Source organism: Spirochaetales bacterium, from assembly GCA_016930085.1.
In the GTDB taxonomy this organism is placed as follows: Bacteria; Spirochaetota; Spirochaetia; order SZUA-6; family JAFGRV01; genus JAFGHO01.
Genome location: JAFGHO010000128.1, coordinates 33823 through 58714 on the forward strand (window position 1 = coordinate 33823; position 24892 = coordinate 58714).

A 24892-nucleotide genomic window follows, 5' to 3' on the forward strand; every position below is an offset into this window, starting at 1 on the left:
CATACTCTCATTTTCCCCGCTGTCCCTGACCGAGCAGTTTCTTTACTTTATCCAGATCCCCCTGGAGTATCGTACTCGACGGGACTGCTTTCAGCGCGGACTCGAGGAGTGCTTTCGCCCCTTCGTAATCCCCCGCGTTCCAGAGTTCGATAACCTCGTTATGAATATCGACTGAATAATTATAGAGATACACCTCATGATTTTTTCGTAATACCCGATCGTTCCCCACAATCTCCATGGCTTTTTCCAGATAAAAAGCCGCCGGGAGATAACCATCCCGTTCCGCGATGGTTGCCGCACGTTCCTGATATACGATAACCATGAACTTTTTCCATGTTGCCTCATCGACGTCACCCCGTCTTTTCAATGTCTCGAGCAAAATCTCCGCCGCGTCGACCTCTTTTTTTTCAAGAAGACCGACAATCCAGTTATTGATGAGTCCTCCCTTTGTCTCCAAAAGCCGTTTATCCGGTCCGTACATCATGATTGCGCTATCGATAATACGAAGAGCATCTTCATAGGACCCTTTTGCCGTGTATTCACTTTTTTTCAGCGCGATGATGACGGAAAACTCTGTCTTTTCCGCCTCCCCCAAACGGCCCGCTTCATACCGGCGGCTGATAAAGGTTTCTGCGTCGTCGAACCTGTACGCGGTGAGCATGTGAATCACGTAATTATTGGCAAGCTGCAAACGTAATCGCGTTATCTTTTCATCGTCTCCGTATATATCGATAGCCCTGTCGAAAAACAGGCATCCCTCTTCGTACCTCCGTTCGTTGTCATAGAAAGCGGCGATATTGTAGAATGTTTTGACCATGTTGTCGAAGGAAAAATCGTCTTTCAGCAGTGTATAAATATCGACGCCCAGACCGACCGCTTCCCCGAACATATCTTTATTGGTATAGGCGGTAATCCGGTTCTGGAGAATGAGGGTAAGCAATTCGAGCCGGCTTATATTCTGACGCCGGCTGTAATTGGATGGCGGCACATACGAGTATCCCGTCGCGTTCCCGAACGCGTCGACAAACTCCTTTTTTTTGCCGGGTTCAAACCCGAAAGCGGTGGTTGTTTCCACATCGTATTCGACGCCGTCCGCCCGCACCCGGCAGAAAGCGTGATCCGTGGTTTTCACGCCCCAAACCTCGATCGAAAGCCGGCCGAGGAGAATCATGTACAATACGGCCGACGAAACACAATTGTACCGGCCGCTTTCGAGGACCACGTCGACCGATGTCTGGTATTCATCATATGAATCCAGTATATGCTTGTGAAGGTAAAGGAGGGCGTTCTCCGCACTCTCCTTTTCGCTTTTATATTCACGCCCCAGGATCTCGTAATCCGAACACAGCGCGTCGATCATATCGATATATACGGTGAGCGATTCCGAAGCGGCACCCGAAAATACAAGCGCCGCCGTGACGATTTCGCGGTCCGTGAGAACCTCCTCCGATGAGGCGAGTTCTTTCACGAATGCCTGCGGTTCGAGCCGCGGAGTTCCCGCCATGTCGTCCGGAAACACAATTGGTATTCCCGCGATACAAAGTAGAAAAACAAAACCACATCCCATCCATTTTTGTCGGTCCATATCTTTAAATTTATAGAGAGATGGTATAATATTCAACAGAATACGGTAAAAAAACAATATTCCGATGAGGAGGAACAATGGAACCTGACAGGGATTTGATCATTATCGGGGCCGGCGCGGCCGGACTCAGTGCTGCACAATACGGGGCGAGGGCGAATCTTAACGTATTGTTGATCGAGGAGATGGCGGCCGGAGGACAGGCAATGATCATCGACAGGCTTGAGAATTATCCCGGTTTTGTCGAACCGGTGACCGGGTATGTTTTTTCACAAAAAATGGAAGAGCAGGCCCGCCGGTTCGGTGCCGAGATCCTCAATGATACGGTAACCTCGCTGAAAAAAGAAGACGGGTGTTTTTACGTGGAGACATACGGGGGGAACTACACGTCATATACGGTGCTGCTTGCGACAGGGGCAAAACACAGGACACTGAACATACCGGGTGAAAAAGAGTTCAGCGGCAAGGGTGTTTCGTATTGCGCGACCTGCGACGGCCCCCTGTTCAAGGGGAAAAAAATGTTCGTCGTCGGCGGCGGTGATGCGGCCTGTGATGAAGCGATGTTTCTCGCCAAACTTTCCGATAATATTATCATGGTACACAGGCGGGACCGTTTCCGTGCACAGAAAGCCCTGGCGGCGAGGGTGTTGAACAACGACAATATCGAAGTACGGTTCAATACCGAATTGAAGGAGATAAAGGGCGGTGTCATGGTCGATAGTGTCCTCCTCTACGATAATCAAAAAAAATCGGAATTTTCGGAAGCGGCCGATGCTGTTTTCATTTTCATAGGATCGGAACCACAGACACAACTGGTAAAAGGCTTTGATCTGGACTACGATGAAAGCAGCTCCGTTATCACCGATCAGAAGATGCAAACGAAAGTTGCCGGGCTTTATGTGGCCGGAGATGTGAGGGCAACCCCTTTCAGGCAACTCGTCGTCGCGGCCGGAGAAGGGGCCATCGCAGCGCACGCCGCTTCCCAGTACATCGATGAACAGAAAGGACAGGCATACTTATAAGCGATGGGCTGGAAGATCGCAGGGCGCACTTCGTATCCGGAAATAAAGGATTTTCTTCTCGCGAGAGAATGGAGTTGTGCGTCGTTCAGTGACAGATTCAAAAGAATGCATTCAATCAGTCTCAAGCAGAAAGAGCATTGCATCATTATCATCAATAAAGACACCCATCCCCAACGTATCCGTGAGGCGGTCATGTTCACGCAATACGGACTCATCCTTCCTGTTCTCGAATCGAACCCGCCGTCCGGGGAAGTATCGTTGAACGGGATTCTGCAATGCCTTGGCGATTACATGAAAAAACTTCATTCGGTGATGGGCTTGATGGAACATGTTGTCACGATCGAACGGATCCTGGGAGACAAGCCTTCGGAAAAAGTCGATTACTATCTCATGACCGCAGCCCCGCATGAAGCGAAAATTCCGGAAAGAATCGATATCCCCTACATAACGATCAGGCGCGCCCGTATTCGTGATGCGGGACTGCTTTATCCCCTCCAGAAGCAGTACGAACTCGAAGAGGTATTCCTCAATCCGGCGCGATTCAAACCGTCCGGCTGTCTCGCCCATTTGAAAAGAAATCTCGGCACGGAAATCAACTACCTTGCTGAAATTAACGGGATACCGATCGCGAAAGCGGGAACGAATGCGCAGGGGTTTTTGGTCGATCAGATCGGTGGGGTTTTTACACAGAAAGAGTTTCGGAACAGGGGGATCGGTTATGCCATTATGGCGAGACTCTTGAACGACATTTTCAAAAAACACAAGCTTGCCACTCTTTTCGTCAAAAAGAACAACACGCCGGCGATTACCCTGTACAGAAAAATCGGTTTTTCCATACGCGAAAACTTCAGGATAAACTATTATTACTGATTTTTTAAAATTTCGCCGCCGTTCGGAACACGTCCATTACAGGTGTATTATTACTCGGGTTTGATCCGAATCCCGGCGGATTTCTCATCGTCAATCGAAACACACTTGATGATATAATAGGTATCCTTTTCATAATCCTTGTCAAAATATGAGGTGAGACCGGCGGGAAGAATATATTCTGGCTTTTCCCGTCCCTTACTGTATTTTTCAATGACAACCGTTTTAAAAAAACCGCTTTGAGGATTCTTCCATTTGAGGGCCACCCCTTTTGAAATTTTTCTGGCGATAAGCGGCGTGACATTCTCCCTGTACAGGGCTTCGGAATAGCCGCTTTTATCCACGACCCTGATGGTGCCGTTCACCTCCGAATAACGCTCTCCCCCCGTCTGCCGCCACTGTCCCAGGATGACGATCACGGACGGAATCAAAGCAAGGATAAGAAGCGCCGCAAAGGCAAATCCCGGTCTGAACAGTAAAGCGAAAAAAGGAGACGGCTTTTCTTCTTTTGCCTTTCCGATCACGTGTTTCATCCGTTCGTCGAGGCCATCGGGCAGCCTGATATTGACTCCTTTTTCAAGATAATCGAAATACTTGTTTTGACCTTTCATACCGACTCCTTCCACTCCACGGCCGAATCCTTTCCATCCACGGCCGAATCCTTTCCATCCACGGCCGAATCCGTTCCATCCACGGCCGAATCCTTTCCCGCATTGACGATTCCGGGGTATACGGACGATTCAGGTTGTTCCAGGATAGTGCCGAGTCGCTTTCTTCCGCGGTAAAGGATCGATTCGATCGATCTGACCGATTTACCGGCCGCAGACGCGATTTCTTTTGTCGATTTCCGCGTGTCATAGAAAAGCTTCAGCACCTCATATTCGGTGGCTGGCAGCATAAGCATTGCTTCGCGCAGGCGGATAATTTCCTCTTTTTTTTCGAGTATATCGCCGGGATTACCGTAATGACTTTCAAGTACGACGTCATCGAGGTTCACCGTTTCCCGGCTTTTCACCGTTTTTTTCTTTCTGTAATATTCAAAGACCGCGTTCCGGGTAATCCTGTATATATAAGGCCTGAGTGCCGACATGGAAAATATTTTGTGAAAATTGAGAAAAATCTTTTCAAAAACTTTTACGAGAAGGTCCTCCGCATCCTCATACCTTCCGAGACGGCGCACGATATAGGCGAAAAGCTCCCTTTTATACAGATGATAGAATACGGTCAGCCCTTCTTCGTCTTTCTCCTTTGCCTTCGAAAACCATCCGGATGTGTAGAGTTCTTCCTGCTTCAGGCGATCGTCTGTGTTATCGGGATACCTCTCCGTCATTCCCCTTTTTTTACCCTCTGTGCAATTGATAGCATAAAAACCTTGATTTGTCACCAGCAGCGTTACGACAGCCTGTGTCGATTTCACTCAGGTTTCCTCCCCCTCCCTTATTATAACGCCGTAAAAAGGAAAACCACGCATTGTCCGGTACGGGAAGACGAACCGGCTTCAGGGGCACGAACTGAACTTGTACCCCACCGTATGAACCGTAAGGATATAACGGGGGTGCGACGGATCGTCCTCTATTTTTTGTCTGAGTTTTGCGATATGCTGGTCGAGTGTCCTCGTCGTTCCTTCATACCGTATTCCCCATACCTCATCGAGAATCGTGAAACGGTGCAGTACTTTATCCCTGTTTGAAAGAAACAGCCTGAGAAGCCGGATTTCACGCGGGCTTACCGTGAACTCTTTCCCGCCCTTTTTCCCTGTGAGTGTCGACGGTTCGATCGCCACATCGCCGAAACAGAGAGGTTTTTCGTCACCGGAGACATCCCCTTCCGATTCACCGCCCGCCGCCCTTCGCAATGAAGCCCGTATTCGGGCGCAAAGCTCCTGAACCCCGAAGGGTTTCACGATATAATCGTCCGCGCCGAGTTCGAGCCCGACGACCTTGTCCACTTCCTGGCCTTTTGCGGTAAGCATAAGGATGGGAGTGGCCGCGTCGTCTTTCCTTATTTCCCGGCACACGTCGTAGCCGCTTTTTTCCGGGATCATGATATCGAGAAGGACGAGATCCGGTTTATTTTCACGATAACGCAAAACGGCCCTGTTTCCGTCCTGCGCGGTAACGACCGTATATCCTTCCCCTTCAAGGAGATCGACAAGACCCGTGAGAATCGGTAAATCGTCTTCGACGACCAGGATCGTTTTCTTACTCATCACACGCTCCTTTTCTCCCCGCGACCGGCAGCCCGATCCGGAAGATACTCCCGCCGCCCGGTCGAGGCGCGTACGTCACCTCACCGCCGTGATCGGTAATGATTTTCCGGGATATGGCGAGTCCGAGACCGCTTCCCCGCACACGGGATGTGAGACGGTCATCGACACGGTAAAACTCCCTGAAGATTTTTTTTGCCTCGCCTGAGGGTATGCCGATGCCGCGGTCCTTTACAAGAACGACCGCCTCCCCGCCTTCCCGCTTTATCTCGACCTCGATTTCCTTGGCTGCATCGGAATATTTGAAGGCGTTCGAAAGGAGATTGAGAAAAGCCTGCTTGACGGCTTCCTCATCGATTGTCACCTCGATCCGTTCGTTCGGTTCGATAAACGATAACGAAAAACCCGACTGGCCGAATCGCAGCCGCTGGCCTTCGATGATCTCCCTGCAGACTTCGACAATATCCGCCCGTTCCATCGTATAGGTCAATGTGCCTTGCCCCATCTTCGAGAAATCCAGGACATTATTGATCAGCCGCGTCAAGCGTTCGGTTTCCGAGACCATATAGGAAAGGTACTGCCGCCGTTTTTCCTCATCGGTCTGCCTGTTTTCCCGCAACATCTCCGCGAAAAGCCGTATCGAGGTAAGCGGTGTTTTCAACTCATGAGATACGTTCGAGACAAAGGTCGTCTTTTGCTGGGCCAACGTGATTCCCGAATAATAGGATTTGAGAACGACGAAACCGCCTGTCGTAATGGCGACGATAAGGATGAGGATGAGAATCCACATGATGAGTGAAATCACACCGGCTTCCTCGGAGATAAAAGAGGGATCGGTGAGATAGGCGGCGACCTCCCAGCGGGGCAGGATTGTCGATATTTCGCGAGAGGCGAACGGCGTCTTCCAGTCGGATATGATATCGGCGCCCCGGCGTATGAGGGGGGTCCCGTTTTCGTCCAGAACGGTCAAAATACGGATACTTGAAAATATGGAAGGAATGACGACCGCCGCGACCTCATCCCTGATATATCCGGTATCGATCAGGCATCCTGAAACGCCTCCCCCTTCCGCCTTTTTCCAGAAAAGCAGTTCGAGGCTGCCGGAGATAATCCTGGGAATAATGCCGTGTTCGCTTCCTTCCCTGATCTGGGAAAATGTGCGGTCATTCTGAATAAAAACCGATTCGGGATTCTTTTTCTCTTTTTGTTCCACGTCCATCTGTGTGACATTCCTCATGAGAACTTCCTGGCCCTCCTCCGATGCCCTGTCATAGACCTTGTTGCGTATTTCCTTCGACTGTTCGAACTCATTGAGGATGGTCTGCTGGATCAAATCATCGTTGACCTCCATCCCGTTATCGTTGGTCGCCGACGAGCCGCCTGTATCCCATGTATCTTCCTCTTTCTTTTTTTGCTGTATATCCTTTTTCCTGGTGATCTCATCCATGATGACGTCACTGTAGGCGACCGCGATATTTTCGTACACGGGCACCGCCGCTTTGTCCGTCAGGAATAAAGCGTTTTCCTCAATAAATTCCGCTTCCTCCCCGCTCAGGCGGCCGCTTTGATCCGGGACCATAATGGCGAGATCGGGCGAAAGGAGATACGGAATCCCGATCACCTCGTATTCCGATGCGTCGGGGAGAAAAGCCGTACCGTCATCCCCGTTTCCCGCGGCATCGAATATCGACGAGAGATCGTCCTCGATTTCTTTCAGCCTGTTGTTGATAAGCGTCACATGGTGAAGGATTTCGGCTGAAACGGTTCCTTCGATCTGCTTTTCAATATACGCCTCCTGCATGTCGATCGCCCTCACGGCGAGAATTCCCAGTATGAAACTGGGAACCAGCACGCAAAGAACAAAAATAACAGCGATTTTAGGTTGTATCCTCATACCGTCCATTTCCTCATACCGCCTCACCTCCGCGCAGGCTGCCGTATGCCCCTTATATTATCTCACGTTCAAAGTCATTGTGCAAGGATTCACTCACCGCGCCTCCTTACGCGGTTTCATAAAGGGCATGTCCATTGTCTTCCGATATAAAGATAATAAAAAAGAGGACGGGCTTTGTCAGGCATGTGTAAAAGAATCGTAAAAAAAATGTAAAACGGATCGCTTCACGCATACAATCCGGTCATTATCACATCAATGCTTATTGCTTCGATTTCCCCGGTCATCGCCTGCCGTTTTTCGTTGTAGCCTTTTTTAAAAGCCGTCCTAACGAGCACCGTTTGACGCAGAAATCATCATGCCGGAAACTGATGGTTTTATCTATTCTACAGCGGCAGATCCTTGTTCCTGAAAACGGAAATTCCGCCCCCGATAAAAACCGCGATAATGAAAAGGAGTATTCCGTTGTTGACCGCCATGCCGATCCGGCCCGCGACGATGTCCCTCGCCTTGAGCAGTTGAAAAACGGAAAAACTCTCCACGATCGTATACACGCCGTGATGGCGTCCCACATTGCCGATCGCGGAAAAGACGATAAACGAGCACATGACGGCGACACTCGAGGCGGCTGCGTGTTTCATTCTGTTCCACAAGCAGGAAAAAAAGAAGGCGATCGACGACATTGCCAGGGCCAAAAGCCACACCGTGAAATTCAGGGAAAGAAAGGCTTTGACATCCAGCGCGGCATTCGGACCGAGGTACCCGAAGATGGAAGTCTCCTTTCATTCCGATACACTTCACGCCGGAACAACACTGACGTATCACCCCTCTTTCTTCATTAACAATTCTTCATTCGCGATCCACAGAACGAGGTATGGAAGTGTTTTATCCTTTTCTTTCATAATCAGCATAAAGGATTCATTGAAAATATACGCTTCCGGACCCGCCATTGCCATGATCAAAGCCGATTGCGATTCGACAATCGCGCCCCGTTCATTCAGGACAAAGACGATCGTCTGCACATTTTCAGCGAAAAAATATGAACCGTCGCCGAAATTGAGTACATGTTTATACTTGAGTTCATCATAGCGATGTTCGACATTAATCATTATCTTTGGTATCAATAAAACGACATCTCCCATAAGCTCTCTGTGACGGTCATTCGCGCGCAACTGCATGATCTCGTCGTATGTTTCTTCGATCGTCCCGGCTGGCGCAACCACGGCAAGAATCAATTCATCGTTATGGTTTTCCGTCCGGATCGAAAGGATAAACTCTTCTCCGCGATTACCACGATACTCAAGTATCGCCTGGCTTTTCATATCCCTGCTGCCGCTTGTGTCCATGAAACCGAACGCCTCGACTGTAACGCCGACGTTTTCAGGATCGAACGTCAGATCGTGTTCGCCTTCAAAAGGAACTGCAAACGACAATTCCTTGAACATATACGAGTACGTGATGATTTCTCGGGGATCCTTTGTTTCATACCGAAAAACGGGAGGATTCGTGAATTTTTTTTTCAATTCATTATTGATGGTTTCGACGATTCCTTCACTGGCATAGCCCGCCAGTGCGACAAATGATCCTTCCGATAATTGTTCCTTTGTAAAATACCGTTTGTTAAGAAATCCGGCCAGTTCGGTTTCCGGTTCGATCTCGACCTCCTCGTGTATAATATTCTCACACAACATATTCCATGCAAGTTGAAAGGCAGGACAATAAACATAGTTGACGCCTTGCTCGATACGCTGATGCCGGATGTACGGAATGACTTTCGTCCGTTCGAGTGATGATGAGGAGACCGGTTCCCGTTTCAGGCCTTCACTGTCAAACCGCACGGCCGGCCGGCTGTTATCGGAAAGGCAGCAGGTCAATGATACAATCATCAAGATGAATAAAAGATATTGTCTCATATATCCTCCCTGGTTCAATCCCCGGATTAATTATTCGACACGTTTCATCAATTATAGTACACACCGTCCGGTATAACAAACAGGTGAGGATATGGCATTGTGCACCCGGAAACGCATTTACGTCTGTTATTGAGTTTTGATTTCCTATACCGGACGGGATATCGGGTTGTCTTGCCGCATCTATTGTTTGAATCCGGAATACTTGGGTGAAAAGGGTTTTCCCCACTCGTTCAGAATATTCCAGTACAAAAGCGAAAGCTGCCTGATATGATAAAGGTCGTGGGCCACCCATGAGACAAGGACATCCCCCGCCCTCATCTTTTCGCCCGTGAAACCCTTTCCCGAATGAAGGGCGTTGAGGTCCGGATTGCCGAGTTTCCTGAGCCACGCGACCGATTTCTTCCGTTCGCGGATGAAATTCCGGACGGAGGTTGAAAGGTCCCGCTCATTGTATTTCCCCGCGGTCCGTAACGTCTCGATACTGAATTTCGGCCAGCTGTCTGCGGGATGAAACAGGATCAGCTCGAAGACATACCGGAAATCCATGGTTTCGATATCGATGAGATGATTCACGGTTTCAAGCACCGTCCATCTGGTTTTGGCCGGCCTGAAGGCGGCCTGTTCACTGGAAAAATTCGCGGCCAGGTCCGCGACGATCCCGCTGTTTTTTTCGAGCTGATCGACATGACGCTTGTAATCCATCATAACCTCCTTTGATTCCGTTAAGGCTCGATACATGTCGGCGGCTCTTTATAAATTGACAGCTACATACGTATTCTCTTGAAAAAATCCATGATTTTTCCCCAGCTTTCACTGTCTTCGAAGACATCGTGCCCGGTATCAAAAACAAGATGTTCGCAGGAATAACCGAATTGCTTTTCTTTGAGACGCTTAACGATCATGTCCGCCATGAACTCTGAAGGCCACATTGTATCGTTTTTTCCGGACAAGAGCAATATCGGCCCCCTGATACGCTCGACCGGAATTATTGCCTTTTCATTCCGGTTATTCAATAACGAATGCATATAGCAGTGATAATACTCCCCCTTCAATCTTTCTTTTAAAAAACCTTTATGAAAGTGGTGTAATTTTACATAGGGCAGTTCCTTTTTTTCATAAGACCATGATGAGGTTCTCCTGAAAGCGCTCCCGTTTATTCCCTGAAAGACAACGCAGGCAGGGACGATTGCTGCAACGGCGGCGATCCGGTTGAAATAACTCGCCAGGACCAGGGCACATTCGGCCCCTTTGGACAATCCCATGACCGCGATGCTTGAATATTCTTTGCCGGAAAGCCAGTCAATGGCTTGTCTAAAATATTCAAGCGGTATCCGTTCGAGTTTCCGCGGCAGATTTTCTTCCCTGAAATAAGCCAGAGTGAGAACGTCATACCCCAATTGCAGCAGGTCTTTTAATTTACTTTCGATTGTCGACCACAGTCTCCCCCCCTCACTGCCGCCGAGGGCGATGACCGCCTTTTCGTTTTTATTTTTGAAAAAGAAATCGCCTTTGAACGGTGAATCCATTTCAATATGAGAATATTCCTCATCTTTCACAATATCTCCTTGCATACAACTTTCATTTCAACCGTTCGGCCTATTTTCGCTGTTTTTAGCGTGTGCGATGTATTTCATATGTTTTCGATCTTCCTCACAAGCACAATTTACTTCTCCCTTGACATTATCGGCCAATCGTGACGCCGCTATGACGGGCGCCATTTCCTCATTCATATACAAAATGTGGAGACATCAATTTCCCGGTATGATATAGTATAGCCAGTGTATATGTCGTTAAAAAAGATAAAATATGATGTCAAAGCCACTTCCGGTAGTCTTCCTGATTGTTCTTTGTATTGCCGCGCCACTTCAAGCCAGCTGCTTCTGTGACTTCGATAATAGCGGTATGGTCTCGATCGTTGACGCCCTCATTGTTGCCCGCTACGACGTGGAAACGAATGTCCTGATAGATCTCGAAGACGCGGATGTTAATCTTTCCGAGACCGTCGATATCGTCGATGCACTCCTGATCGCCCGATATTACGTAAAGCTTATCACTGAATTCAACAGAATCGACGATACGCCGTGCAATCCGGAAGCCAGTGCCGCGGCAATACTCGTCCCGGCTTATCTTGCGAAACACTCATCGCCTGGATTCAACGGCGTGATCTCGGGGTGAAAGTGAGGACACGGATCGCAGATCGCGGACACACTTCAAATATCCTTATGGGTTTCGACTGCTTCGTCAACCGTCTTCACGATACAAGCGGAAAATGGAACGGGCTGACCGGTCTTGATTACGAACACGACAGCATATTCACGCCCGAACAGCTTTCGTTTGCGAACATCGATATCTCGTTATAGATGTCAGACAGGCACAATCGTTCCGGTGATTTTCAAAGTCTTTATTTTATCATTTTTATTTTCGACATCTATATTTTTTCAGGGTAATTGATACTTTTTATATAGTGGGATATTATTACAGCCGAATAGTCGTGTTTTTATTTAAAATTATGAAATCTTGATACGGAGGTATTCAGGAGATAATTATGAATAAACTAAATCTGGAAATTATCAGACTGATAGAAAAACTGAAAACGGAGAAAATCATTCCGATGATTCACGGTACCGATCTCTCGTTGTTTGGTGATCAGGGAGACGAATTGATCAAATTCATTCAAAGCTACAGTGTTTTAAAGAAACCGGAGAATATCCGGCAGGTTTTGCTATGGAAACTGAATATGCTTGAAAACAGAAACCGGCCTGAAATCGGGGGGGTGAAGTCCAAAGATATTTTCCGGCCGCTTTCAGGGATAGATAACGCGGCGGCCGAACTCCTCTATAACAGTATATTCAATCAGAAAGAATTCCTGAGTACACTGGAAAATCCGATCGAGATAGTCCTTTTCAGAAGGGGGAGAAGCGGAAGGGCACTGACAAATTTGCTGAAGGCCCTTCCGAACGTCAATACAACCATTCTTCTGAGCGGTACCGATGATTCCGGGAGCTGGTTCGAAGGTTCACGGCTGTTCAGGACCCCCGGTATTCCCGGATTGGGAAAGGCATTGCTCGATCTCGCAGGGGATCGCCACGTCAAGGAATTCCTTTCAATTGAAATTACCAATACAGGTGAAAATATTTCGGTTTCTTTTAACAACCTTATTCACCGTTTGAAAGATCCGGGCAATAATCATTATGAAATCCGAAATAATTCTATCAGAAAAGCTTTTTTTGCCGCGTTAAAAATTGACATAGTCAAAAGAAAATTAATAAGATCATATCTAGACTTTTTCCGTAGAGATTGTAAAGATGCACTTTCTTCACTAGAATGCATACCATTCCGCAGCATTATTATACAAGGCGCCTATTATTATTACAGAGAGAAGAATAAAAATGTGTCCTGGAAAGAGATCATTGACGAATTGAGTACTAATTTATTCAGCCTTGGAGAAGGAAGCAAGGTTTTTTTTGTGACGGAGGAAAGGCAGCATCTTGTCGCACTCGATGCAATGGGCACACTCTATTTTTCTGAAAATGCGATAACCTATTATCATGACACTTTCCATGATGATATCCCGTTTATCGGGATGTGGCTTATAAACGAAAGTGTTGATGACAATTTCATCAACTCACTTGTCAGTCATATTGAAGGAAATTACTCCGGAGCACAAAAAATAATTGATGATATGGATATTGCTGCCGTTCCGGAACCATTCAGAGAAAGAACACAAAGCACAATCAGACGTTTCGACATAAAATACCTCGATGACATCAAAAAATATATGGATAGAAAAAGTTCAAATAACGCCGGAATTTCAAAAGAATTGAAACTTGAAGATGAGGTCGTTGGAATTCTGAGGCGGGCCGATATTATCATTTTTTCCGATGCATATCTTGAAACAAATATCGCGGGCTCACTCCTTGTCCCGGATTTAAAGGATGTTCTTAAAGGAACCTCAAATTTGAAGATATGTCTTCTGGGCATGGATTCGGATGACATCGATGAGATCCGGGCTCAATTAAAGGCTGAAAGAAATCTGGAAAATATCTACCGGTATCTTGTGTATAATTTAAATCCCCTAAAGAAAAATGATTGGAAGGAATTGCATCAATTCATCAATTATACGATCGGTGTTATTGGAGATTCTTTGGACAGTAATATTCATAATTTCACGGCAGATACAGTTTTTACTCAATATATAGATAAGGCGAAAGATTCCAGGTATGGTTTCTTTCTGGCAACAGCTCAAGCCGAGATAATACTTAGTCTGCTGGGCATTACAAAAGCGGGTTTTGTCGTCGATTCCCAATACGGGCTTATGTCACAGAATATCCAATGCACATTAAATGAAAACGAAGAAAACAATCAACGAATGAAATATTCGGGATTCGGTCTTTTCGACCTGCAACAAGTTAAAAGAAGTATTCAAAATGTAAGCAGTAATTTATATGACGGATGCTTTTGTTTCGATGTCGATATGACGATGCTGCCGAAAAAAGCGGAATTCCTTACCGATTACCCTGAGCTGGCCTATCTGTTTACTCAACTCCTGCGTATTCATGTTCCTGTTGCCATCATTTCAGGCAACAGCAAGGAAGAGCAAATACCGCGGATTATCAAGGCAATACAACAGGAAATGAAAAACGACAAATTCGGTTTCGAGAATCTGACATTCTATGTCGACGGCGGCGCAACAAAGATCAAATTCGACAATAATGGAGACTGTATCGAAGATACTGAAAGGAGACATAATAACAAAATTGATCCGGAAAGCTATAAAACCATTAAAAATGCGATCGATTCAGCATTAAAAGACATTAAAAATGATATCAATATAATTATAGAGGATAAAAAGCAACAGGAATTATTTAAAAAAGAAGCAGCCGAGAAATACCAGGACCTCGATCTTATTCCATTCTGGGATGTTGAATCATGGGAGCCCGAATGGGTGACCCCGAAAGAACTCCAGGATAAAAAAAAGAAAAAGGAAAAGATAGTTTTTCCGTGGGTGGAAGTGCGGGGTAAAACGGAAGATGACAACACAATTGCCAGTATCGCCATCAAACCGACTCCAATGGTCGAGGGCGATATGGCGTTTGACATCCGTGATGAACTGCAACGCCGTATAATAGAAAAGCTTGGTAAGGAAAATCAGTTCAATATCCGTTCGGGCGGACGGTCCACAACCGATATTACCCTTAAAGGAGCCGATAAAACGGCCGCGGTAAAGGATTTCATCGATTCAAATGATCTGGCCCAAAGAAAGGTTTACTATTTCGGGGATGAATTTTATGAAAGGGATTCACAGCTTGGAAACGACGAAGTCATCGCCAGGGACCCGAATCTTTCATTTGTGCAAACTTTCGCCGTTAATTCCGACAATATCGACGGAGCCCATGATAAAACAATCTGGATCGGCCGTTCTCCGCAGGCGGTACTCGAGTTTCTCGAAAAAGTAGTACCGGAATAGCCCCGACAGCGGATCACATGTCCGTACCGGGACAATCGACAAGACCGGCATTATACAAAGCCGATAGCTGTGTGGTATACTCCTTGGAATTCTTCTTTATCCTGCCGCTTTTTATCATGTCCCGGAAGCGATACAGGTCTCCGATACCTGAGCGGCGGATATAATGCAGGACCTCCGGGTGTATTTCCTGTTCAACGAGGGGGGTATCGCAGGCTATTTCATGCCGGATTTTTGACGAACTTACCCTGTCGTTTTGCGTCAAGTCATCGGCAATAAACATTCCCCCATTCCATAAATCAAGTAACCAACGTTGTTTTCCGATCAGATTCAAATCAATCGGAAAATCCTTTCTGTTTGAATAAAACACCTGTATGCCGTGTTTGAATAGTGTATGTAAGACAAGCTCTTTTTCGTTTTCATTGCCGTATTTATTTATCTTGTCAGACCCCGTTATATAAACCCATTGTACGCGGGGATTCATGGCAAAGAGAAGGCAAAAAGCGGCTATATCCGTTATATTCCTTATAATGGTTAATGCCATTGTACCGGATACAGCACCTTGCTTCAAAGAGGAGGGGAGCGGCCATAATGCGGCCTTATATATCTCGGCCATATCAAATCGAAGAGGACAATACCGTATCCAGGTTCCCCATTTATCATTTGCATACACCTGTGCCATATGCAATCGATGACGGAAAGCGGTGATTTCCGGTTTTTCCGGCACCGTGCCTCCGATGAGAAACAGAACGCCATCCAATTTCAGCTGAACGACGGCGTTTAGGGCCGCAGTTATATGGCCATAGTGAACGGGATCAAACGAACCCGGCATTATTCCCACATATGCAGAGGAACTGCATATTTCATCATTGTGGTGACGTGATGCGGCTTCAGCGGCCTCATGAAGGATATAGGCGAATGGAAGTCCGGTGTTTCGTTTCTCCATACGATTTTCAATTTCTTTTGTAAAGGTGCCATACAGATTCGATTTTTCCTTATTATGAATCCAGATATCACTCCATTGCAAGGGGATGAATGTGTCGGCTGCCCTGTTTCTATATATCCATTGCAGCCTGGTTTCGGCTGCCTGTACCCCGGTCATGGTATCTATTCTATCAAATGTATAATCATTATGTCAGTGATAATTAAAGAAAAATGATCATCTTATTATTCGCTTTATATTAAAAAAAATATTTGAAATTCTGTTCGATTTGTGATTATAATGATCCGTTGAAATATCAAGAGAGGTTCGATATTGATTATTTAATACAAACCACTTCCGTTCAAGGCACTCCCCTGGAGATCGTTGAAAAGACTTTAGCAGATTTCTTGTTAATGGCTATGCCGTTTATATCCGGGTATATTTTTTATTCCCGGTTAAAAGGCAATTGAATCAAAACGGATAAAGGAGTCTATTCTACATGGTTTTTATCAGTTATTGTCATGAAGATACGGTATTGGCAAGAATCATCTATCATATTTTCATAAAAGAAGGGATTGACTGTTTTTTTGCCGAAAGGAATATCCATATCGGTTCATACTTTGATAAGGAAATATTATCTAAGATACGAAGTGCCCGGTTGCTCATCGTTTTATGGAGTGCTTATTCAATAAAATCCACATGGGTGCAGCAGGAAATAGGTATTGCAAAGGGACTTGAAAAACCGGTTTGGCCTATCGCAATAGATGACATGAGTGTCAATAACACCTCGTTGTTCAGAGGCTTTATCTTCAATACACAGGGATCATATCTGCATACAGCCGAAGATCCTTGTGAAAAGATCAGGGCGCTTGCGATAGAAATAAAGAAAAAGATGACAGACGATTCCTGTTACAGCAACTTCAGTCCAAAAACCGATCAATTTTATATCGGTCTGGAGAATCGTACAAAATCATTACTGGGTATTATTCAAGAACAAAAAAGGCACATTGACAATGACTATATAATACGCTCCAAGTCGAATTATTCGTCGTTTTCATTTTCCGATGATTTATCATGCTGGTACAACAACTCGGCAGAAATGACGTCATTGCTTATGGCCGAACAGAAAGCACTATCGGAAATGATAAAAATCTGTCGAATAAAGGTGATTATATGGCCCAAGAAATATAATAACGAATATATAAAGAAGAGACTAATAAATCTTATCGATTTTTTGGAAGCCAACAAGGATTTTGAAAGAGTACGATTCGTTTTGGGTTTCCCGAATACGATGGAGAGCTATGGAAGATTTTCCTACAATAGAAATATTTTTATTTTCGATCATAATATAATGCTCAACGGCATTAAAACTTCGGGAACACCCGGTTTTGATGTGACAATCGTTTCTCATCATACCACGACAATAAAAAATGAAATCAGCGCTTTTGATTCAGCATTCGAATCACTATGGAATTTACATAAACAAGAATGCTGTTCAACCGACAAGAATACCGAAGCTGAAGAAATACGCGGATTTGTCATTAACTATTTAAAAAGGATAATGCCGCCCGGATGTTAGGCGGAATACATATATACGGCTTACATCCCCCTTTCCAGCGCAATACGGAAAATACCCATGAGTGATTCGGGAATCAACCCCGGAAAATATTCTACACGCGTTGCACCTTTTGACTTGACTATTTTAACATTTTTACCTATTGAATCAACTTCGTGAATATTTCGCAGTTGTATCCCTTGTTTTAATAGGTAATCGAAGTCTTTTTTTGTAGCGTATAAAGCTCCGCGGTATCTTCCTTTTTCGCTTCTGTGAGAATACAATTCTTCCGGCTGGTCGAGGTAAGACAATATTTCCATTTCCATATCGGTAATATGATATTTCCTTATTATATCCTTGTTTTTATTCAGAAAATCGACATATTTATTCGGGAAACGCTTTGTCCCGTCCTTGAATTTTGCAAGATCCGGTTTTATCCATACATATTTTATTTTTTTCATCTCCCCTTCAAGTTCTTTTGCAATTATCCGTGGAACGACAATATCCGTGAAAATATCCGAAATCCTAATTTCACGGTTACATGATGTTAATTTATTCTTTAGTTTTACGGAACAATATTTATTGACTACCTTTTCGATAAAGCGAACATGATCAGTAACGGTCATCTGCCTGGTTTCATCCATTTTCACATGGTTGAGAATGAGGATGCGCCGTTTATCCTGTGCCTCAAGAAACACATCGATGACTCCGGGGATGACAAGCTGAGAGAGTTGGCTGCTGATAAGAGAACCGGCTCCCATTATGATGAGTTCGGAAGATTTCAATAATCTTATATATTCCCTGTTGCTTTTTGGCGGTTTCCCAATCGGACTTACTATCCCTGTCATTTTTCTTCCGCCATTATGGGGGAATTTATCGATATACTTTTGACCGGTTATCCTGTTATTGACTCCGTCATAGGCATCTTTATACGCTTTTTTAATTAATCGGGGGACGGGTTTTTCATAATCAAGATAAAGCGAGCATTCATCAAATGATACGGGAATCGACAATATCAATGGAGATAATGCAAGGGCTTTCTCAAGTATTATCAAGGCGGAAATTTGTTGTCTGGTATTTATTCTTTTCCTGTTGCCGAGTGCATCGAATAATTCAAATGCCGCGATAACATTCAAGTTTCGAATGCTTGAATCTCTCAGCGGTAAAATTGAACTGACACCTTTTAAAAAACGTTCGTCAATTATTCTGGCCAGATTTAGCTGATTAGAAACAAAAGAAAGGAAATCATCGGCTGTGCCGATATCAGATGTCGATGATAACAACTCATCACTTATTCGATTGATGACACCTTCAACCATCGATGGAGGATTTTCCGAAAAGCGGAACGACAGAATAGCCTGTTTCCCGTTGTTATCCATAGCGTCCTGAAGAATGGCGGCGAGATCACCCACTCCAAATACAAATCCACGTTCCTTTTTCAGTGCATTTTGTAACAAACCGGTACTACCCCCGTCATCGGTACATGGAACACCTGCGACTGTCGGTATCTTCAATTGTTTTAATGCCCTGAGGGTTACGGCACTAAATCCCCCTCCTCCTCCTATCGCAAATACAGGATAATGACGCTGTCGGAATTCCCGTATTTCTTTTTCTCCAGGTAATTCATCCATGATCCCTAATATGATGCTTGTAAATGTCCGTTTGAGTTTTTTTGCCTCTATTTGTATACGCTTTATCGCTTCCTCCAGATTGCCACGGTATATGTATTTGACAATTAATTTAAAATTTTCATGTAGTATGGCTTTGACATAGTTTACCGTTGTCTGAAGAATGAAAGAAGATGTTTCATGAATACCGTTATCCTCGTCACTGAAACTGATAAAATGATCTACTCCGGGTGTCAACCTTACAAACCCGCATTCACCTTCCGCAGTATCGCCATGTATCGCCTTTGCGACCCGTCCATTTACCCTGAAAGCAATGAATACTGGTTTTTTCCATCCACGAATTTCAGCATATGCCTGGCCTTCAGCTACAATCACATCCGAAGCGGCAATTGCTTGCGCGACATCTCTATCCAGATTTGCCGGGTCAAGACCGTGGATACGCGGTCCGTTGTTGAGTATTTCAAACCGTCCTGTATATTGAACCAGGAGATTTCTAAAATAATCATCCAATGAATCCATGAGGATAACTGTCTCATGATAGGATAAATCATTGCCCGGGAATCCTGACTTTGGAATAAATCTAATTCGTGCATGTTTATTCTGATCAAGTATCTCCTGGACGATTGCGATACTGACAATGGCTTGTTCGGCCGTACCCGGAAGGTAAACAATATCTATAACAGGTTCATCCTTTATATATCGTTGATAAAAATCAGATAAAAAATGCATTCCTCCGAGTTTTGGTGACAATTCCTGAATACTGAAACGGATATTTTCACTAATATCTTTTTCTCGCAGCGTTTTCTGAAAATACGGATTATTAAAATCTGCTTTAGATGCACTCAGCCCAAGCTTAATTAAATAATGTAAACGTTCAAATCCATTTTCCGGTATTTTCCCCTTATGATCATTAAAAAGTATCTTTCCCAGCTCAAGGCATTGTTTTGTTATTGTCCGAGTAGGATATTTCAATACTTCACGGGAAATAATATCGGAATCATTCTCCAGCCATCTCAATACCGCACAGCGGGCAACTTCGATATCCTGCAGATTACTCAATGAATCCCTCAATCGCGAACCGTTTGATAAAGGCAATTCCATAAAATCCGATACAAATTGTTTTATTTTTGGTTCAACCGCCTTTAAATAATCACGAAATTCATTATTCCGATTATATGCAATCGATTCCAGCAAATTGTCAATATATATTTCGCAGGGATCATTATATTTTTCTTTCCAGAATGAATTGTCTAAAAAACGTCTCCGAAATTGTCCCATTTGATAAGAACCAGCCATTTGATTGGTGCCATGCCGAAATATTTCATATACCGTCGAGATGTTCGCCTTCTTGCCCGGGGGATCATAAAAATAATTCAGCAGGCTGATTGTAAAGCCTTCTTCGTGATCGAAATAGCGGGAAACAAACGGATATTTGATGAGAAATCTTTTTGAACTTTCCATCCTACATTCTTTACAGTAAACCTCTAGCTTTTTACGAATCGAATGTATCGAAAGTGAAGAATATATTCCGCTTGCTAATACAGAAGCAGAGTGTGAATAAAAGGCTTTTATAAGCTGTTCCCATGACCAAAACTCGATGTGGGAAACTTCGCCCATACACCCTTTCACTTTCAATTCTTCCGGTGACAATGCGGCTTGTTCCGTTGCATGGTGAATTATCTGATCTTCATGTTGGCCTGTTATTTTTAAAATGTATATTGTTTTTCTTTCAAGATTAATAATACCTTTTTCCGGTATGATTACACGTTCGATCACTTCATCATCAGTTGAAATGGCTTCGAGTTGATCTTTTTTTATTTTTAAAGATATTTCTTCATATATTTCTTCTACTGCTGCATCAAGAGGATTTTGACCGGATTTGAGGTGTCCCCCGACGATATCGTAATATCCGGGAAACAAATCTTTGTGTTTGCTTCTCTGTTCTATCAATATTTCTCCGCAAGAGTTTATGACAAATATCGATATAGTCCGATGCCATATCCCCTTTTGATGTGCTTCAGATCTTTTGACCGGTGTATCGAGTGGATTTCCATTTTCATCCAATACATCCAAATATTCTTCCTTCATGATTACACTCCGACTTGATTTCTTTAATAATTAATTCGGTAATAAAATAATAATCGCGTTACTGACACCGACATTAAGACAACAACAGACATTGAGATTTTGTGCAAAAATCCAAAGAATGGCCCATGCTCAAGAGACCATGCAAAATCGATCGGCGTCCATGCTTTTTTTTCATGCACCGTCTTTTCTCCTATCCGTTTCAATACCTCCGTTAACGGCTATATTTAAAAAAAGGACACATCAAACACCGCGAAGGCGTCATTCGGGTTATATGCGAAAAAACCTCTTTTGCTAAAAATCGGTAATCGCGAAAAAAGCCTTCTTTGCCTTGAGGTGTTTGTCGAACAACAAAGGATGATCCGGCCTGCCCGAACTGAACTCACTCAGCCATGTGTTGTCGTCGGCGATTCCCCAAAAAGTGACATTGGTGATGAGTTCGCCGTTTCTTCGGAACATACTAAAGAATTCTTCGTAACGGGCTGCCAGTTTATCTTCCAGTTCGTCATTCAATTCGGCTTCCGTATACCACCTCGATTTGTCGCTCGAGGTGTAATCCCTCGTGTACATTGAAACATCGAGTTCGGTAATCTGAACCTCAAGCCCCAGCGCGGCGTATGCCCTGATTTCTTTTTCGAGGTTTTCGACTGTCTGAAATATCGTCTGGTTCGAAATTTTTTCCTGTGCGACACTGATATTCAGGTGGCATTGCAACCCCACGCCGTCAATCAGATGTTCGGCCTGTAATTTTTTGATCATGACAATGATCGCTTCCCGTTTTTCATCGAGATAATTCCAGTAGTCGTTATAGAACAGCCGCGCGCCTGGATCGGCGGCACGAGCGGCCCTGAATGCCTCAAAGATATAGTCTTCGCCGCATATGGTGTACCATTCGCTGTTGCGATACCCCCAGGATTCGACACGTGACAGGTCCTCTCCCGCGTCGTTTCCGTTCCCGTCGTTGCCGGCGATCGCTTCATTGACAACGTCCCAGCAGCAAATCCTTCCCTTGAAATGGGTCATCACGTTGGTGATATGATTTCTTATCCTTTCAAGAAGCGTTTCTTTCGAGACCCGTGCGTTCGACGCATCCCGGAACACCCAGCGGGGAGTCTGATTATGCCAGACAAGACAATGGCCGCGGACCGTCATATTATTGTCTTCGGCAAACCCGATGATACTGTCGGCCACGGTATAGCGAAACACACCTTCACTCGGCTGCAACGACTCCCACTTCATTTCATTTTCGCAGACAATACTGTTAAAATGCTTTTTCAGTAAATAGACATGGGCGTCTTTGTACGACCGGGAGTCGACCGCCGCGCCGACCGGAAAATAATCGGCATATTTTTTATAGAGAGACGTTGTTGTGTCTTCGGTGATACAGGTATCGTCAACCGTACCGGCAGTTTCGGCATCAGCGGCGGTTTCCTGAGCGCCGGTATCTTCGGCAACAGCGGCTGCTTCCGAAGTGCCGGTATCTTCGATGACGGTATTTCCCGAAGAACCGCAGCCGGATATCGTTCCGACCAAGATCAGCAAAAACAAAAAAAACCCCGTAACCGTAAAATATCCTTTATTTTTCAACACCCTGCATATTTCTCTCACGATATATACCTCCATCGTACGCTTTGCATATCTGTCCGGAAAAGTGTAAAGTAATGCAACGGGTTAGTCAATTTATTTTTGCCTGAAATAATGGGCGCCGGATACGATCGGAGATTCATAGAACATCATTTGTATCGGTAAGCATTCGTATAAAATCAAAAACGACGTTACGCACCTGATCTTCGGGATCAGTCCGCAGTTTTTTGACGGAAACGATCACGTCCGGATTCAGCGGCATCGATTCTCAGGAATCCTTTGTTCAACAATTCAATATATACTTGATCCAGCATACAATCGTATATCTTTCTGTAGTAAATAGGTGAAAAATATTGATCTATCATTTCCAGTTTTTTTATGTATGAATTGTTTTTTGTTAATAATATTGCAAATAAAATAGAAAGAATATAGGGAATAAACGAATTTATATATCCGATAAATATTTGAGTTCTGTCATGGTTAACAATTATATTGGTCAATAAATCACAAATCGATATTAAAACACCTGAAGGTATAAAAATCCCATAGATAAAATTCTTGAAATTTATATTTAATTATCTATCGTTACAATCACTAATTACATTCAGTATCTTTACAGGAAATCCTATGAAATTAAATGAAATAATTGCAAGCAGTAAAATAAGTGCTATTTTAATCGATATGTGAGTCGTCGATGATTGAGCTACATGTGCATCAAAAATAAAGAAAAAAATAAATACAATAATTATGATTGAACCTGATATTGCTTTTCTAATCATCTTCTGGTACTATAGTAACATTAATCCTGAAATTCAACTATACGCTGTGAAATTGCATTGGAATGCGTCGATCATGGAGAAAAAATTATGAAAACGATGTACCGGACTCTTCTACGCTTTCATCTTCTATTAATCGCGTCTTTTCTATTGTTCGCTTTTTTATCTTGTGTTCCCAAAAACCCGTCTTCCGGACAATGGATACAGACCGGCGGCCCCTATGGCGGCTACATCCATTGCTTCGCGGTCAGCGGCATTAATATGTTTGCCGGAACCGAAGGCGGCGGTGTTTTTCTATCAACGGACAATGGTGAGACCTGGCGTGAAGTCAATTCGGGTTTGACGAGTAAAAATGTCTATTCCCTTGCAGCAAGCGGCCCGAATATCTTTGCCGGTACCGGAAGCGGCGTTTTTTTTTCCGCCGACAATGGTGCGAACTGGAAGCCGATCGATTCATCGCTGATACATACGTATACCTCCTCCCTTGAAGCAAGCGGCCCGAATATCTTCGCCGGTACCGGAAGCGGCTTTTTTCTTATCACCGGCGATGGCACTCACTGGCGTGCGGTCACCGCGGGTCTGGCATACATGAATGTCACCTCCATCGCCATAAACGGCGACAATATGTTTGCCGGAACCGAAAGCGGAGGCGTTTTTCTTTCAACAGATATCGGTGCAAGCTGGATTCCGGTGAATTCGGGTTTGACGAACACCCATATAAATTCCCTTGCCCTGCAAGGGACGACGATTGTCGCAGGGACCTACGGCGGCGGTGTTTTCCGTTCCACCGACAATGGCGCAAGCTGGACCGCGGTCAATTCGGGTTTGACAAACGAATATATCTATACGCTTGCCGTAAGCGGAACGAATATTTTCGCCGGAACCCCGGGCGGTGTTTTTCTTTCCTCCGATACCGGCGCAAACTGGAAGAAGGTCAATGCGGGCCTGACCAATACATTTGTCTACGCTCTCCTCATAAACGGCCCGAATATCTTTGCCGGAACGAACGGCGGGGGAGTTTTCAGTTCCGCCGACAACGGTGTAAACTGGAGGAAGGTCAATGCCGGTTTGACGAATACCTTTGTCGGATCAATTGTTGAAAACGGCAAATACGTTTTCGCCGGAACGAACGGCGCCGGTGCGTTTCTTTCCTCAGACAATGGCGATCGTTGGGAAGAGATCAATTCCGGTTTGACCAATCCGTATGTCTTCTCTCTTGCTGCGAGCGGACCGAATATTTTCGCAGGGACCAATGGCGGCGGCGTTTTCCTTTCCTCAGATAATGGAGAAAGCTGGAAAGCGGTCAATGCCGGTTTGACAAACACCTGTGTCTACAGTCTTGCAGTAAGCGGTGAAAATATTTTTGCCGGAACGTTCGGCGACGGCGTTTTCCTTTC

The 24892-nt window shown here is 44.8% G+C and carries 19 protein-coding genes; 7 read left to right on the forward strand and 12 right to left on the reverse strand.

Annotated features, from left to right (window positions below; genetic code table 11):
- Positions 1-7 precede the first annotated feature (7 nt).
- Positions 8-1585 (reverse strand): hypothetical protein, encoded by a 1578-nt coding sequence (locus JW881_21360; GenBank protein MBN1700073.1) that lies wholly within the window; start codon positions 1583-1585, stop codon positions 8-10.
- Positions 1586-1662: 77 nt separating this feature from the next.
- On the opposite strand from JW881_21360, the gene trxB reads away from it, so the two are divergent.
- On the forward strand, positions 1663-2604 hold the full coding sequence (trxB, locus tag JW881_21365) for a thioredoxin-disulfide reductase (protein ID MBN1700074.1): 942 nt from the start codon (positions 1663-1665) through the stop codon (positions 2602-2604).
- Between the two features lie 3 nt (positions 2605-2607).
- On the forward strand, positions 2608-3474 hold the full coding sequence (locus JW881_21370) for a GNAT family N-acetyltransferase (protein ID MBN1700075.1): 867 nt from the start codon (positions 2608-2610) through the stop codon (positions 3472-3474).
- A gap of 50 nt (positions 3475-3524) precedes the next feature.
- Here JW881_21370 and JW881_21375 read toward each other — a convergent pair whose 3' ends face one another.
- The 8 genes from JW881_21375 to JW881_21410 form a co-directional block, all read right to left on the reverse strand.
- Positions 3525-4082, reverse strand: a complete 558-nt coding sequence (locus JW881_21375; protein ID MBN1700076.1) for a hypothetical protein — start codon at positions 4080-4082, stop codon at positions 3525-3527.
- Entirely contained in the window at positions 4079-4888 is an 810-nt protein-coding gene (locus JW881_21380; GenBank protein MBN1700077.1) for a sigma-70 family RNA polymerase sigma factor, read from the reverse strand. The genes JW881_21375 and JW881_21380 overlap by 4 nt, the downstream gene beginning before the upstream one ends.
- Positions 4889-4969: 81 nt before the next feature.
- Positions 4970-5680 carry a response regulator transcription factor gene (locus JW881_21385; protein MBN1700078.1) on the reverse strand — a complete coding sequence of 237 codons (711 nt, stop codon included), beginning with the start codon at positions 5678-5680 and terminating at the stop codon, positions 4970-4972.
- Complete coding sequence (locus JW881_21390) at positions 5673-7571, reverse strand: HAMP domain-containing histidine kinase (GenBank protein ID MBN1700079.1); 1899 nt, start codon at positions 7569-7571, stop codon at positions 5673-5675. Before JW881_21390 ends, JW881_21385 begins: the two co-directional genes overlap by 8 nt.
- 383 nt (positions 7572-7954) lie before the next feature.
- Positions 7955-8263, reverse strand: coding sequence for a hypothetical protein (locus JW881_21395; GenBank protein ID MBN1700080.1), 309 nt, complete (start codon positions 8261-8263; stop codon positions 7955-7957).
- Between the two features lie 126 nt (positions 8264-8389).
- Positions 8390-9481, reverse strand: coding sequence for a hypothetical protein (locus tag JW881_21400; GenBank protein ID MBN1700081.1), 1092 nt, complete (start codon positions 9479-9481; stop codon positions 8390-8392).
- A 180-nt stretch (positions 9482-9661) separates the two neighbouring features.
- Positions 9662-10186, reverse strand: a complete 525-nt coding sequence (locus tag JW881_21405) for a DinB family protein (protein MBN1700082.1) — start codon at positions 10184-10186, stop codon at positions 9662-9664.
- 59 nt (positions 10187-10245) lie between these two features.
- Positions 10246-11037, reverse strand: coding sequence for a hypothetical protein (locus tag JW881_21410; GenBank protein MBN1700083.1), 792 nt, complete (start codon positions 11035-11037; stop codon positions 10246-10248).
- A 250-nt stretch (positions 11038-11287) separates the two neighbouring features.
- Between JW881_21410 and JW881_21415 the strand changes: the two genes are divergently transcribed.
- The 3 genes from JW881_21415 (at position 11288) to JW881_21425 (ending at position 14948) form a co-directional block, all read left to right on the forward strand.
- Entirely contained in the window at positions 11288-11656 is a 369-nt protein-coding gene (locus tag JW881_21415; protein ID MBN1700084.1) for a hypothetical protein, read from the forward strand.
- A complete protein-coding gene (locus tag JW881_21420; GenBank protein ID MBN1700085.1) occupies positions 11653-11841 on the forward strand; it encodes a hypothetical protein in 189 nt (62 codons plus the stop codon). The genes JW881_21415 and JW881_21420 overlap by 4 nt, the downstream gene beginning before the upstream one ends.
- Positions 11842-12026: 185 nt before the next feature.
- Positions 12027-14948 carry a hypothetical protein gene (locus JW881_21425; GenBank protein ID MBN1700086.1) on the forward strand — a complete coding sequence of 974 codons (2922 nt, stop codon included), beginning with the start codon at positions 12027-12029 and terminating at the stop codon, positions 14946-14948.
- A 13-nt stretch (positions 14949-14961) separates the two neighbouring features.
- On the opposite strand, the gene JW881_21430 is transcribed toward JW881_21425, so the two are convergent.
- Positions 14962-16047, reverse strand: coding sequence for a hypothetical protein (locus JW881_21430; GenBank protein MBN1700087.1), 1086 nt, complete (start codon positions 16045-16047; stop codon positions 14962-14964).
- A gap of 319 nt (positions 16048-16366) precedes the next feature.
- Here JW881_21430 and JW881_21435 point away from each other — a divergent pair, with 319 nt between their 5' ends.
- A complete protein-coding gene (locus JW881_21435; GenBank protein MBN1700088.1) occupies positions 16367-17446 on the forward strand; it encodes a toll/interleukin-1 receptor domain-containing protein in 1080 nt (359 codons plus the stop codon).
- Positions 17447-17466: 20 nt separating this feature from the next.
- Here the strand turns inward: JW881_21435 and JW881_21440 are convergent, their stop codons facing one another.
- Complete coding sequence (locus JW881_21440; protein MBN1700089.1) at positions 17467-21138, reverse strand: YvcK family protein; 3672 nt, start codon at positions 21136-21138, stop codon at positions 17467-17469.
- Positions 21139-21429: 291 nt separating this feature from the next.
- Positions 21430-22683 (reverse strand): endo-1,4-beta-xylanase, encoded by a 1254-nt coding sequence (locus JW881_21445; protein ID MBN1700090.1) that lies wholly within the window; start codon positions 22681-22683, stop codon positions 21430-21432.
- Positions 22684-23585: 902 nt separating this feature from the next.
- Here JW881_21445 and JW881_21450 point away from each other — a divergent pair.
- The coding region (locus JW881_21450) for a hypothetical protein (protein MBN1700091.1) at positions 23586-24892 on the forward strand (1307 nt) is incomplete at its 3' end.